Source organism: Thermocatellispora tengchongensis (genome assembly GCF_014202315.1).
Taxonomy (GTDB): Bacteria; Actinomycetota; Actinomycetes; order Streptosporangiales; family Streptosporangiaceae; genus Thermocatellispora; species Thermocatellispora tengchongensis.
This window is the reverse complement of the sequence record NZ_JACHGN010000002.1, coordinates 637,789-651,280: the sequence shown is the minus strand read 5'-3', so window position 1 is coordinate 651,280 and position 13,492 is coordinate 637,789. Positions and strand designations below refer to the sequence as shown.

The 13,492-nt window shown below is 74.0% G+C and carries 12 protein-coding genes; 3 read left to right on the top strand and 9 right to left on the bottom strand.

Features of this window, described 5'->3' with window-relative positions; all coding sequences use genetic code 11:
• Positions 1–3 precede the first annotated feature (3 nt).
• Genes HNP84_RS06285 through HNP84_RS06275 form a run of 3 tightly spaced genes read right to left on the bottom strand, consistent with a single transcriptional unit; the run spans position 4 to position 3,391 of the window.
• On the bottom strand, positions 4–1,254 hold the full coding sequence (locus HNP84_RS06285) for an MFS transporter (RefSeq protein WP_185048382.1): 1,251 nt from the start codon (positions 1,252–1,254) through the stop codon (positions 4–6).
• The gene (locus tag HNP84_RS06280) at positions 1,251–2,639 is read right to left on the bottom strand and encodes an amidohydrolase family protein (protein ID WP_185048381.1); all 1,389 of its coding nucleotides are present in this window, start codon (positions 2,637–2,639) and stop codon (positions 1,251–1,253) included. The genes HNP84_RS06285 and HNP84_RS06280 overlap by 4 nt, the downstream gene beginning before the upstream one ends.
• 2 nt (positions 2,640–2,641) lie before the next feature.
• A complete protein-coding gene (locus HNP84_RS06275) occupies positions 2,642–3,391 on the bottom strand; it encodes a sulfite exporter TauE/SafE family protein (protein ID WP_221335890.1) in 750 nt (249 codons plus the stop codon).
• A 125-nt stretch (positions 3,392–3,516) separates the two neighbouring features.
• Here HNP84_RS06275 and HNP84_RS06270 point away from each other — a divergent pair, with 125 nt between their 5' ends.
• The 3 genes from HNP84_RS06270 to HNP84_RS55860 all read left to right on the top strand — a co-directional run bounded on the left by HNP84_RS06270 (position 3,517) and on the right by HNP84_RS55860 (position 7,168).
• Positions 3,517–4,095 (top strand): TetR/AcrR family transcriptional regulator, encoded by a 579-nt coding sequence (locus HNP84_RS06270; RefSeq protein WP_185048380.1) that lies wholly within the window; start codon positions 3,517–3,519, stop codon positions 4,093–4,095.
• Between the two features lie 43 nt (positions 4,096–4,138).
• Positions 4,139–5,020: an NAD(P)-dependent oxidoreductase gene (locus tag HNP84_RS06265; RefSeq protein WP_185048379.1), complete on the top strand. Its 882-nt coding sequence runs from the start codon at positions 4,139–4,141 to the stop codon at positions 5,018–5,020.
• Between the two features lie 324 nt (positions 5,021–5,344).
• Positions 5,345–7,168, top strand: a complete 1,824-nt coding sequence (locus tag HNP84_RS55860) for a tetratricopeptide repeat protein (RefSeq protein ID WP_312923969.1) — start codon at positions 5,345–5,347, stop codon at positions 7,166–7,168.
• Between the two features lie 10 nt (positions 7,169–7,178).
• On the opposite strand, the gene HNP84_RS06255 is transcribed toward HNP84_RS55860, so the two are convergent.
• From HNP84_RS06255 to HNP84_RS06230, 6 genes are all read right to left on the bottom strand, one after another.
• Positions 7,179–8,072, bottom strand: a complete 894-nt coding sequence (locus tag HNP84_RS06255; RefSeq protein ID WP_185048378.1) for a ribokinase — start codon at positions 8,070–8,072, stop codon at positions 7,179–7,181.
• 112 nt (positions 8,073–8,184) lie between these two features.
• Complete coding sequence (locus HNP84_RS06250) at positions 8,185–8,934, bottom strand: GntR family transcriptional regulator (protein WP_221335889.1); 750 nt, start codon at positions 8,932–8,934, stop codon at positions 8,185–8,187.
• 107 nt (positions 8,935–9,041) lie between these two features.
• Positions 9,042–9,812, bottom strand: a complete 771-nt coding sequence (gene fabG, locus HNP84_RS06245) for a 3-oxoacyl-ACP reductase FabG (RefSeq protein WP_185048376.1) — start codon at positions 9,810–9,812, stop codon at positions 9,042–9,044.
• A complete protein-coding gene (locus HNP84_RS06240; RefSeq protein WP_185048375.1) occupies positions 9,797–10,804 on the bottom strand; it encodes a phosphotransferase enzyme family protein in 1,008 nt (335 codons plus the stop codon). The genes fabG and HNP84_RS06240 overlap by 16 nt, the downstream gene beginning before the upstream one ends.
• 12 nt (positions 10,805–10,816) lie before the next feature.
• A complete protein-coding gene (locus tag HNP84_RS06235) occupies positions 10,817–12,187 on the bottom strand; it encodes an aldehyde dehydrogenase family protein (protein WP_185048374.1) in 1,371 nt (456 codons plus the stop codon).
• A complete protein-coding gene (locus HNP84_RS06230; protein WP_185048373.1) occupies positions 12,184–13,458 on the bottom strand; it encodes a class-III pyridoxal-phosphate-dependent aminotransferase in 1,275 nt (424 codons plus the stop codon). The genes HNP84_RS06235 and HNP84_RS06230 overlap by 4 nt, the downstream gene beginning before the upstream one ends.
• Positions 13,459–13,492: the final 34 nt, after the last annotated feature.

Below are 13,492 nucleotides of genomic sequence, written 5' to 3'. Positions count from 1 at the left end.
GAGTCAGTGATCCCTTGTGGTGTCGGTCGTGCTGAACAGGTCCGGCCGCAGGACGAGGGCCAGGGCGGCGCCCAGGACGGAGAAGCCGACGATCTGCACCATGGCGGCGACCGTCCAGCCGGTGGCCGCGATCAGGCTGCTGAACATCAGCCCGGCGACGCTGGCCGCGATGTAGACGCAGGTGACGAACACGCCGGCGGCCCGGCTGACGCCCCGGGCGTCCACGGACTTGACGAGATAGCCGGCCGCGGCCACGTACACGCCGCTGCTGGCGAGAAGCCCGAACAGGAAGGAGAAGACGGCCTGCCAGGTGACCGATCCCGGCCCGAGGAACAGGGCGCACCCGCACGCCGCGACGCCGAGGTTCAGCATCGGCAGCACCAGCCGCGGGCTCCACCGATCGACCAGGTAGCCGCCGGCCGGTGACGCGAAGGCCGCCAGCCCCGACAGTCCCACCACGAACCCGGCCTGGCCCGAGCCGAAGTGCAGGTGCTCGCGCAGGTAGCTGGCGTACAGGCCGATGAAGGCGAAGTCGGCCAGGCCGAAGAGCGTGATGATGGCGGCGAGCAGGAGCGGGTTGCGCGACCACAACGTGGGCGCGCCGCCGACGTGCAGGGCCGCGCTTTTGGCCGGCTCGGCCTCGGTGAGCCGCCGTGACACCAGCAGCACGACGGCGAGCGCGAGCACGACGCCGATCGCGCCGAAGACCAGCATCGGCGACCGCCAGGTGCCGTGGCTTTCGAGCAGGCTGCTGCCCAGCGCCGGGCCGAGGAGCGACCCCGCGGCGAACGCCATGTTGATGCTGCCGATGGCCACGCCGCGCCGGGCGGGGAAGGCGCTCGACGCCACCGTGATGATCGCGGCGAGCTGCAGGGCCTCGCCGACTCCGGACAGGACGCGCCACAGCAGCATGTCGGCGAACCCGGCGGACGCGGCGGTCATGGCGGTCGCGGCCGAGAACAGCAGCGTTCCGCCGACGATCGTCCACTTGCGGCCGAGCATCCGCTCCACGCGGCCGGCGGGTATGCCGGCCAGGCCCATGCCGAGGGCGAACACGGTGGCCTGCAGACCGGCCGCCTCCAGGCTGAAGCCGTACTCCGTACGGACCTCGACGAGCAGTACCGGGAAGACCATGCGGTCCATCGCGTTGACGGCGTAGGCCAGCAGGAGCAGGCCGAACATGGCGATGGCCGCGGAGGGTGCGAGAGCCTCTCGCCGGGAGGGTGATGTACGGGGGACGGAGGTGGCGCTCATGGCAGTGTTCCTTCGGTGGGGGATGGGCCCGGGGCGCCGGCAGGGCGGGCCGGCCAGTCGCCCGCGGCGGCGGCCCTGCGCAGCAGCGCGTCGCGACGCGCCGCGGCCACCGCGACGGGGTCCTGCTCGCCGGGGGCGAGGACCCGCTTGCCGTGCCGCTTGAGAATGCGGCCGTCGGCGATGACGGTGTCGATGTTGTCGATCTGGCCGGTGTAGACCAGCGCCTCGGCCGGGTCGCCGGAGGGGACCAGGTTGATGTCGCCGGAGCGCAGGATCACCAGGTCCGCGCGCTTGCCGGGGGTGACGGACCCGGTGACGTGCTCCAGCCCGAGATCGCGGGCGCCGTCGAGCGTGGCGAGCCGGAGCAGTCTGCGCGGGGTCAGGGCGTTCGATCCGGTGCGCGCGGCCTCGACCGAGATGATCGCGCGCAGGTGTCCCAGGATGTCCGCGCTCGTGGGCATGGCCAGGGTGTCCAGCGACAGCGAGACCGGCACGCCCGCCTGGAGGAGTTCGGTCAGCAGCGGGAACCCCATCGTGCGCATCTCGGTCATCGGGCTCAGGGAGACCCGGGTGCGCGTGCGGGCCAGCGCCCGGATGTCCTGCTCGCCGGCGTGCACGGCATGGATGACCTGCACGTCCTCCCCGAGCAGCCCCAGCTCTTCGAGCCGGACCAGGCCGCAGCTACGGCAGCCCTCCTCCCGCAGGCACCGGTCGCAGTGCATGGTGATCGGCAGGCCGAGCGATCGTGCCGTCCGCCACTCCCGCTCGTACACCGAGGGCGGCGTCCGGTACGGGCCGCGCAGGGCGACGCCGAAGTCCAGCCTCCCGTCCAGACGGGACGCCGGCCAGCGCTCGCGCAGCGCCGCCCAGTCGTCGAGGTCGTTGGTCGCGTCGGGCGCGGCCGAGTCGGGCGGGCCGTAGGAGAAGCGCCCGCGCAGGCCGGAGTCGAGATGCGCCTGGATGTTGGCGTCGGCGTCCTGCGGGCTGCGCACGTTGTGGTCGAAGTTGTGCACGGTGGTGATGCCGCCGCTGACGGCCTCGGCCAGCCCGAACCGCGCCGCCCAGTAGAAGTCCTCCACCTCGAAGTGCGGCGCGAGCGCCCGTTTGACGGTGAAGTAGTCGGTGCCCGGCCGGTCGCCCACCGTGCCGCGCAGCAGCGAGTTCCACAGGTGCCAGTGCGTGTCCACGAAGCCGGGCAGGGTCAGCGTCCCGGACGCGTCGATGACCTGTACGTCGCCCACCTCCCGATCCGGTCGGTGCGGGCCGGCGTCGATGATCCGGCCCTCGCGGATGAGGATGTCCGCCCTCGGGATGTCGCCGACGTCGGCGTCCATCGAGATCAGGTGGGTGCCCGAGACGAGAAGGTCGGTTCGCTGCTGGATCATGGCTACCTCAGGAAGAGCACGGTGGACAGGACGAGCCCGACGCCGACGACCAGCCGGCGGAGGACATGGGGGGACACGCGCCGGGCGAGCGCCACTCCGCCGCGTCCGCCGAACAGGCCGGCCAGCGACATGACGGCGACCGGGAGCCACTGCACGGGCCCGAAGACGGCGAAGCACAGGGCCGAGACCGATCCGACGACGAGCGACAGGGCGCCCTTGAGCGCGTTGAGGCGGTGCAGGTCCTCGGTCATGAAGGCCCCGAGGATCGCGAGCATCATCACGCCCAGCCCCGCGGCGAAGTAGCCGCCGTACACCGAGACCACGAACTGGGCGATGAGCAGGCCGGGACCGCCGCCGGCCGCACGGGCCCGTACCAGCCGCCGCGCCACCACGTTCTGCAGGGCCAGGGCGAGGGCGGAGGCGAGGACGAGAACCGGCACCGCCGACGTGAAGTGCTCGGGCGGCGCGCCCAGCAGGAGCGCCGAGCCGCAGGCCGCGCCCGCGACGCTCACCCCCGCCAGCCCGAGCGCGCGCGAGCGGATGGCGGGCCACTCGTCGCGGTAGCCGGCGAGTCCGCCGACGTAGCCGGGCAGGGTCGTCAGCGCGCTGGTGACGTTGGCGGTCACCGGCGGATAGCCCACCGCCAGCAGCGCGGGGAACGAGATCAGGGAACCACCGCCGGCGACCCCGTTGACGGCGCCCGCGAGAAACCCCGCGACGGCCAGGACGGTCAGGTGCACAGGATCGAGCACGGCGTTCTCTTTCTCCTCGGAACTGCCATCTGAGTATGCTGTGCATGCACTGCATGGACAAGAGGGAGTTTCCGGGGATTCGAGAAATTTTAACGATCGTTCCAGAACGTGCTAGGGTCACCCGCATGCCCCGACCCAAAGGCTTCGACCCCGGCGCGGTCGTCGATGCCGCCATGGCCGCTTTCTGGAGCAAGGGCTATGCCGCCACCTCCGCCCAGGACCTCGTGGACCACACCGGGCTCGGGCGCGGCAGCCTGTACAACGCCTTCACCAGCAAACATCACCTGTTCCTCGAAGCGCTGCGCCGCTACGACGAGGAGTGGACGACACGGCAGGTCAAGGTGCTGGAGGGCGACGGCCCGGTCCGCGACCGCGTTCGGCGCGTCCTGATGACCGTCGTCGAGGAGGAGTCGGCCGAGGCTCCCCCGCGCCGCGGCTGCCTGGCGGTCAACGCCGCCATCGAGCTGGCCGGTCGCGACCCGGGCGTAACCGACCTCGTGCGGGCCATCTTCGGCCGCATGGAGGCCGCCTTCCGCGACGCCCTGGAACGCGCCCGGCACGACGGCGAGATCGCGGCGGACCGTGATCCGGCCGTCCTGGCCCGGTACCTGCTCAACTCCATGTACGGCCTGCGGGTGCTGGGCAAGACCGCGGGCCGAGCCTCCATGATCGACATCGTCGAGACGACCCTGACCTGTCTCTGAGCCCGCCTTTCCACACGCCAGTCCCCTCCCGAGGAGGTTCCCCATGACCGTGACCACCCCCGCCTCATCCGGCACGAGCACGGTCGCGGTGCTCGGCACCGGGATCATCGGCGCGCCCGTGGCGAAGAACCTGCGCAAGACCTTCGCGGTGAACGCCTGGAACCGCACCCGCGCCAAAGCGGACCGGCTGGCCGAGTCCGGCGGCATCAAGGTGTTCGACACCCCGGCCGAGGCCGTCGCCGGCGCCGAGATCATCGTGACCGTCCTGACGGACGGGGACACGGTGCTGGAGACGATGACGGCGGCCGCCCCCGGGCTCACGAAGGGGGCGATCTGGATCCAGCTCAGCACGGTCGGCGCGACCGCCACCGAGCAACTGGCCGGCTTCGCCGACCGGCACGGCCTGGTCTTCTACGACGCCCCGGTGCAGGGGACGAAGCAACCGGCGGAGAACGCCCGGCTGGTGATCCTCGCCGCCGGCCCCGAGAGCGCCCGCCGGCAGGCGGAGGCGGTCTTCGACGCCATCGGCAGCAGGACCGTCTGGGTCTCCACGGAGCCGCCGGCCGCCAGCCGTCTCAAGCTCGCGCTCAACAGCCTGGTCTTCGCCCTCACCCACGGAACCGCCGAAAGCCTGTCCCTCGCCCGAGCACTCGGCGTCGATCCCCGCCTGGTGGTGGACGTGGTGACGGGCGGCCCGCTCGACAGCCCGTTCTTCCAGAGCAAGGCCGCCGCCGTCCTCGGGGGCGACTACGAGCCGTCCTTCTCCGTCGCCAACGCGGTGAAGGACGCGCGACTGGTCGCCCAGGCCGCCGAGCAGGCAGGGGTCAAGGCCGACGTGGCCACCGCCGGCCTGGAGCGCTTCCGCCGCGCGGCACGAGAAGGACACGGCGAGAAGGACATGGCCGCCTCCTACCTGGCGAGCTGACCACCCGCCCCGACCTCACGGGCTCGCGCGCCGCGCCGGCCATGGGCCCTGTCCAGTTCCGGACAGAGTTTGTGGAGATCTTGTAAAGGCGCGAGCTTTGTCCTAGAACTGTTGATCTAGTGCACGCCCTGAGCAGAAATGAGCAGGAAGTGAAGAAGATCATCGTTCATAAGCCCGGCCCGGTCACTCTCAAGGGCGCCGCGAGCGCCAAGCACGAGGGCTGATCCGAGACGGGGACCGGCGGCCCGCGCGGGTGGCCGCCGGCCCCGTGGACGGTCCCGGGGACAGGACGATCGAGGACGCCGTCTGTGGAAGGTGTGCGTGGTGGGCGAGACGGCCTTTCCGGTGATCGACGCCGATCGGAGGCGGCACGGCCCGTACACGGCCGCGGGTGACCTGCTGGAACTCCTGGTGCCGGAGGCGATGCGGCACTGGCCGGAGCTGGTGACGGCGTACGACATCGAGATCCGTACGGCCGCGCCCGACCTGCGGGAGGTCGTGCCCGAGGTGCGCGGGTCCATCGCCTCGGAGCTGCCCAAGCCCGAGCGCATCCTGGTGCACGCGCCCCGGCGGACGCTGCGGATCGCCAACGGGCTGGCCGAGTTCGTGCGCGAGCATCTCACGCGCGCGGGCGGCGGGCCGTACACGCTGGCCGTGGCGAACGAACGCCTGGCCGACCCCACCGACCGCGAGTTCCTGGGCGTGCTGCGCCGCAGGGTCCCGGCGGCGCTGCTCTCGGTCGTCGAGGCGCCGCCGGTGCCGGGGCCGTGGGAGGGCCTGTCCCCGGAGGAGCACGCCCGCCGCGCCGCCGAACTGGAGGCCATGGGCCGGATCGGGCCGCGGCTGGGCGCGATCCCGTACCACCGCGAGCGCGCCGGGGACCCCGGGCGTGCCCTGGACGCGCTCAGCCGGGCCGTGGAATGGTGCTTCGACGCGGGCTGCCACGACGCGGTCGCCGACCTCGGAACGCGGGCGCTGCGGTTCGCCGACCCCGAGCGGGGACACGAGACCTGGTGGCGGCTGATCCACCGCACGGCGACGGCGCTCGGCGCGCTGGGGCGGGAGGAGGCGGCGCTGGACCTGTTCGACCGCGCCCGGCGGGGCAGCGTCGAGCCCTCGGTGCACGCCGCCGCCGCGTACTCCACGGCCATGCTGCTGGTACGCCACCACGACCCGGCCCGCCGGGACCCGGAGACGGCGCTCGGCTGGATCAACGAGGCCATCGCGATCTCCACGCTGCTGCCCGACAAGCGGGTACGCGCGTTCAAGCTGGGCTTCGACCTCAACGGGCGGGCCCTGATCGAGATGCGGCTCGGGCGGTCGGACGCGGCGGCGGAGCTGGTGCAGCAGGCGATCGACCTGGCCGACCAGGATCTCGACCCGGGCGAGCACCCGGTGCACCGGCTGGTGCTGCGCGCCAACCGGGCCCAGCTCGCCGTCAAGCGGGGCGAGCTGGAGCCGGCGCTGGCCGACCTGGACGCGGTGATCGCGGCCGACCCCGGCTATCCGGACTACTACATCGACCGGGGCAATCTGCACTTCACGCTGGGCCGCCTGGAGGAGGCGGTGGCCGACTACGAGACCGCGATGCGGGCCGGGCCGCCGTTCCCGGAGGCGTACCACAACCGGGCCGAGGCCCGCTTCGCGGCCGGGGACCACGAGGGCGCCTTGGCCGACCTCGGCCACGCGCTGGAGCTGGACCCGGAGTTCGTGGACGCCCTGGTCAACCGGGCCGGGCTGCTCGCCGCGGCGGGCGACCACGCGGGCGCGCGCCGCGACGCGAAGGCCGGTCTCGCGATCGAGCCGGGCAACCCGTACCTGCTGTGCGCGCTGGGGCAGGCCGAGCACGCCGAGGGGCGTACGAGCGAGGCCCGCGCGGCCTTCGACGCGGCGTTGGCGCGGGACCCGGGCATGGCGACCGCTTGGGCCTGCCGGGGCGTGCTCGCGCACGAGGGCGGCGACCAGGAGGCGGCGATAGCCGACCTCACCCGGGCCCTGGACCTGACCGAGGACGCCGCCTTCCGCTACCACCGCGCCCTGGCGCTGCGGGCGGCGGGACGTGAAGAGGAGGCCGTGGCCGACCTGCGCCGGGCCCACGACCTGGCCCCGCAGGACGAGGACGTCCGCGCCGCCCTGGGCCTCGGCTAGCCGAGCGGCCTCACCGGGCCTCCCGGGCGGCGAGGAAGGCGTCGATGCTCTCGCGCGCGGGCATCGAGGTGCTGGCGCCCTCGCGCTGCACCGACAGCGCGGCGGCGGCCGAGGCGAAGCGCAGCGCCTCGGCGGGCGGGCGGCCCTCGCCGCGGGCCACGGCCAGGGCGCCGACGAAGGTGTCGCCGGCGGCGGTGGTGTCCACCGCCTCCACCGCGAACGCCGGGACGCGCACGGGCTCGGCGCCGCGCGCGCCGTACAGCGCGCCCTCGGCGCCGAGGGTGATCACCGCCTCGGGCACCCGTTCCAGCAGCGCGGCCAGCGCCTCGGCGGGGTCGCGCCGGCCGGTGATGGCGGCGGCCTCGTGCTCGTTGGGCACGATCAGGTCCACGGCGTCCAGCAGCTCGGCGGGCAGCGGACGCGCGGGCGCGGGGGTCAGCACGACCTCGGCGCCGCCCGCCGAGACCGCCGCGGCGACCACGGCCTCCATCGGCAGTTCGAGCTGGAGCAGCACCGCGTCCGTACGCCCGATCGCCGCGGCCTCGGCCTCGGTCGGGCCCTCGATCGTGCCGTTCGCGCCCGGCACCACGATGATCGAGTTGCCGCCCCGGTCGTCCACGACGATGTGCGCGATCCCGGACGGGCCCGGGATCGCCCGCAGGTGGCTCACGTCCACGCCCGCCTCCTCCAGCGTGGCGCGCATCGCCGGACCGAACGCGTCGTCGCCGACCGCGCCCACGAAGATCACCTCCGCCCCGGCGCGGGCGGCGGCGATGGCCTGGTTCGCGCCCTTGCCGCCGGGGATGGTGCGGAAGGCGCGCCCGGTGACGGTCTCGCCGAGCGCGGGCGCCTTGTCCACGTAGGCGACGAGGTCCATGTTGGCGCTGCCGAAAACGCTGATCATGCAATCTCCAAGGTACGGCGGGCGAACTCGTCCAGCCCGATGCCGTCGAGGCCGGTGACGCTGCTGGCCAGACGATTGTCCACCGCCCCCGCTCCCGGATGGTGCGGACCCGTCAGGTGGGCGGCAGGTGGATCAGGCGGCCCCGCTCGCCGTGACCTGCGGCGGTGCCGCTGCTGCGGACCAGGAACGCGGTCCTGTCGCCGCGGAAGAGGTCGTGGGAGAACTCGAACGGGGTGCCGTCCTCGGCGGAGGCGGTGCGGGTGACGGACAGCAGGGGCACGCCGGGGGCGACGCCGAGGACGGCGGCCTGGGTGTCGGTGGCGGGGACCGCCTCGATGCGCTCCACCGCCTCCGCGGGGCGCACGCCGTAGCGGGCGGCGAGGAGTTCGTAGATGGAGCCGCCGAGGGGGAGCTCCAGGAGGCCGGGGAAGCGCAGGGCGGGGAAGCGGGCGTTCTCCAGGCTGATGGGTTCGCCGTCGGCCAGGCGGATGCGGACGATCTCGGTGACCAGCTCGCCGGGCTGGAGCGACAGGGCCGCGGCGGTGGGCTCGTCGGCCCCCACGATGGCGGCGCCGACGACCCGGGAGCCCGCGGTGTAGCCCTGGTCGCGCAGCAGGGCGGGCACGCCTGCCACACTGGACAGGTCACGCTCGATCTTGGGCCGGCCGACGAACGTGCCGCCGCCGCGGCCCGGCACCCGGCGTACCGCGCCCTGCTGCTCCAGCAGGCTCAGGGCCTGGCGCAGGGTCGCGCGGCTGACGCCCAGGTCGGCGGCGAGGGCGCGTTCGGCGCCCAGGCGCTGGCCGGGGCGGAGCCGCCCGGAGGTGATCATCTCCTGGAGGCGCCGGCGGGCCTCGGCCACGGCCGACTGCGCCGACTGTGCCCTCTGTGCCGCCTGTGCCCCTTGTGCCCCTTGTGCCCCATGTGCCCCCTCTGCCGCCTCGCGGTCGGTGCGCGTCATCAGGGCCGTCACATGCTCGTCAGCGCCTCGGCCGACTCCGGGAGCACCTGGCCGCCGTCCACGCCCAGGGCCTGGCCGGTGATGTACGCCGCCTCGTCGGTGGCCAGGAACAGGCAGGCGCTGCCGATCTCCTCCACGGTGCCCAGGCGGGCCATGGGGATCGCGGCCTCCATGCCGCGGATGTAGTCCTCGCCCAGCTCGGCCAGGCCCTCGGTCATGATGTTGCCCGGGAGCACGGCGTTGACGGTGATGCCCTTCGGCGCCAGCTCCATCGCGGCGGTGCGCATGAAGCCGAGCTGGCCGGCCTTGCTGGCGCCGTAGTGGGACCAGCCGGGGTAGCCCGTGATGGGGCCGGTGATGGAGGAGGTCAGGATCACCCGGCCCCGGCCCGACGCCTCCAGGGCGGGCAGGCAGGCGCGGACGCTGAGGATGGTCCCCTTGAGGTTGACGCCCAGCACCTCGTCGATGTCGGCCTCGGTCATCCGCGCGAGGGGCTTCTCGGGAAAGATGCCGGCGTTGGCGCACAGGACGTCGATGCCGCCGTGGCGCTCGACCGCCGCCTCGGCCATGCGGGCGCAGTCGTCCGGGTGGGAGACGTCGGCGAGGACGTAGGAGACCTCTCCGGGGATGGCGGCGACCGCGGCCTTGGCGGCGGCCTCGTCCCGGCCCACCAGGAGCACCTTCGCGCCGGCGGCGGCGAACACGCGGCCGATGCCCTTGCCGATGCCCTTGGTGCCGCCGGTGACGACCACCGATCTGCCGGTTACGGGGGTGAACATGGGCGGCTCCTCGTCAGATAGCGTTCGGCCAGCTCACAGCTCTGCTCGGTGTAGCCGGCGCCCAGCTCGCGGGCGATGTCCACCGCCGAGTGCGAGCCGATCCAGGCCACCAGCAGCAGGCGGCGCATCAGGACGAAGGTCCAGATCTCGGCCTCGTCCTCGGCGGGCAGGTCCAGGACCGTGCGGTAGCCGCGGGTCCAGGAGTCGATCATCTCGGGCACCTTGGGGTGGTGCTCGATGAAGCTGAGGGCGGCGCCGAGGTCGTACAGGTACCAGCCGAAGCCGCAGTCGTCGAAGTCGATCACGCTGGGCGGGGCGTCGCCGTGCACGAGCAGGTTGGCCAGGCGCAGGTCGGCGTGGATGAGGCCGTACCTGGACGGGCCGGCGCCGAAGCGGGCGAGCCTGGCGCGCAGCTCCTCGGCCAGGCGGCCGAGCACGTCCGCGGCCTCCCCGTGCACGCCCGCGCCGTCCTGCCACCTGCCCCACCGGCTCTCGGCGCCGAAGGCGGCGTCGTAGTCCCAGTGGAAGCGGGTGAAGCCGGGCGGGCGGCGCCAGGCGCGGGCGTGCCGGTGCATGCGCGCGGTCAGCGCGCCCAGGCGCTCGAACTCCTCGACCAGGCGCTCCTCGGCGGGCTCGGTCCCGGGCAGGTGCTCGAACATGACGCAGGTGCGCTCACCGACCCGCACCATCCTGTCGCCGCCGGCGGCCGGCAGCACGCGGGGCGTGCGGACGCCCTCGTCGTCACGCAGCGCGGCCAGCCAGTCCAGCTCCGAGGCGATGGCCTCGGGCGAGTGGTAGCCGAGCCGGTGCACCCGCAGGATGGCCCGCTCCCCCGTCTCCGGGTCGTCCACCCGGTACGTCGCGTTCTCCGAGACGTTGATCAACGTCGCGGTCGCGGCCGGGGAGAGCGGGTAGTGGCGCAGCGCCCGGCGCGCCACGTCGTCCACCCGGGCCAGGACGTCCTCTCCGCCGGACAGGTCGTGGACGGTCAAGGTGCTCTCTCCTCATGGTGATGCCGACGCCGCCCCCGAGCGCAGTACGGAGGCGGCGGTCCTTGGGGTACCGGGCTCCCCCGCCAGGTTGGAGGCGACGGGATAGCCGGGCACGGGGCCCCGGGGGGCCGTCCACGGGTCGATGGGGGCCTTGGCGCCGGGGAAGCGGGTCCAGCGGACCAGGTCGGCGGGCTCCAGCGGGCCGCGCGGGCCGATCAGGAACGGGTGGGGGCGTCCGGCCGCGTCCAGGGCGGCGCCCTCGTTGACCCGCACCTGCGCGGCCGGCAGCGCCGCCGCGTACGTCATGATCGCCTCGGGGTCGGCGCTGTGGATCGCGGCGGTGTGACCCGCCCCGGCGACGCGCAGGACCGCGCGCGCGGCGGCGATGCCCCGCGCGGCCGAGGGCACGCGCACCACGCCGAGCACCGGGCAGCGCGTGGGGCCGGTGAGCGGGTCCTCGGGCACCGCGAGCGGCATCGGCGCGAGCAGCAGGCGGGTCCCGGCCGGCACCCGCGCCCCGGCGCGCTCGGCGATCCAGACGGCGTCGCGGCCCACCGCCTCGGGCAGCAGTTCCCTGACCCGGTCGGCCTCGGCCGCCCCCAGCGGGTACGCGCCCGCCGCGCGCAGCGCCGCGACCAGGGCGTCGGCCGCGGCCTCCGGCACGATCAGCACCGACTCCGCGGCCCGCGACAGCCCGTTGTCGAAGGACGCGCTGGCCACGATGTGCCCGGCCGCGGCCCGCGGGTCGGCGGTGCCGTCCACGAGGACCGGCGCGTTGCCGGGCCCGAGGCCGAGCGCGGGCACGCCGGAGCGGTACGCCGCGCGCACCTCCTCCTCGTCCCCGGCGGCCAGCACCAGGTCCACCCTCGGGTCGCCGAGCAGCCCGTCGTCGTCCGCCACCTGGATCGCGCCGTCGGGGGCGCCGGCCTCCACGGCCGCGCCGGCCAGCGCGCGCACGGCCTCGGCGCACGAGCGCGCCACCGAGGGGTGCGGGCGGACCACGATCGCGTTGCGGGTCATCGCCGCGAGCAGCACCATGTGGTACGCCGCCGCCACCGGGGCCCCGGTCGCCGGGGTCAGCGCCAGGATCAGCCCGGCCGGTCGCGGCACCGAGACCGTGCGGCCGTCGCCGACCGGCGTGACGAGGTCCGCGCCGACGTGCACCTTGGCCACCCCGGAGGAGCAGGCGTGCCCGGCCAGCTCCTGGTGGGCGGGCACGCCGAGCCCGCTCTCCGCCACGGCCAGCGCCGCGTGGCCGGCCGCGCCCGAGGCCGCCGCGCGCGCCACGGCGCGGACGATCCGGTCCACGGTGGCCGCGTCGTAGCCCGCGTACGCGCGCGCCGCCCACCGGCCGCGCTCCAGCACCGCCCCCGCGCGGCTCATGCCGCGGCCTTCGCGCCCGCGGCGGCCTTGGCGATGGCGGCGGCGGTGCGGTCCAGCAGTTCCTCGGCCAGCTCCGGGCGCAGCAGTATGCCCGGCTTGTACTGCAGCACCGCCGGGTCGAGCGTGGAGAAGATCGCCCAGACCCCATGCTGGTACAGGTGCCGCATCACGTGCTTCGCCCCTTCCGGATGGCCGAACTCCAGGCCGAAGACCAGGCCGTTCTGCCGGATCCCGGTGAAGTATCCGGGGTGGGCCGCCCGGATCTCGCGCAGGCCCGCGCCGATCACGGCCGCGGCGTGGTGCACGATCGAGCGGGTCTCCGGCCTCGTGCAGATCTCCAGCGTCTTCAGCGCGGCGACGCAGCCCAGCTCGGCGCCGCCGAAGGACGCCATGTGCGCGAAGCCGTCCTCGCGCAGCCATCCGGCGGCGTGCTCGGCGACGAGCACCGCCGCGATCGGGTAGACGCCGCCGGACAGGCCCTTGCCGGTGACCATGATGTCGGGGGCGATGCCGTGCTTGGTGATGCCCCACAGCTCGCCGGTGCGCATCAGCCCGGTCTGCACCTCGTCGGCGATGTAGAGCGTGCCGTGCTCCTCGCACATCCGCTTGACCGCCTCCAGGTAGCCGGGGGCGGGCAGCGGGAAGCCGTACGTCGCCGGGATCGTCTCCATGATCACGGCGGCGGCGTCGCCGGGCGCGAGCGCGGCCCGCATGGCGTCGAGGTCGTTGAAGGGCACGTGGGTGAACTCGTCGGGGCGGTCGGCGAGGAACAGCCGGGAGAACCGGTCGTCGCCGGTGCCCACGGCGAGGCCGGTGTGCCCGTGGTACGCCTTGACGATGGAGACGATCCTGCGCCTTCCGGTGGCGTGGCGGGCGGTCTTGAGCGCGATGTCGATGGCCTCGCCGCCGCCGCTGGCGTAGACGACCTTGCTCATGCCGGGCGGCCCGGTGGTGACCAGCGCCTCGGCGAGCGCGGTGCGCGCGAGCGAGGGGAAGTGGTGGTTGCCGATGTCGAAGCGCTGCATGGCCGTGGTGACGGCTTCGACGACCTCGGGGTTGCGGTGGCCCACGTTGTAGGTGCCGCCGTTGAGGTGCACGTCGATGAGCCGCTTGCCCGACACGTCGTACAGGAAGTACTCCTCCCTGCGGTCGATCACCAGCGGGACGCCCGACTCCTCCCAGAAGGTGGTCTTGTCCGGGTTCCAGAACTCCTTGGACTTGGCCAGAACCTCGTCCTTGGAGGCGAACGTGAAGATCCCGTAGTCGAGCATGCGCCGCCGTCCCCACGCTTCGCCGATCGGTACG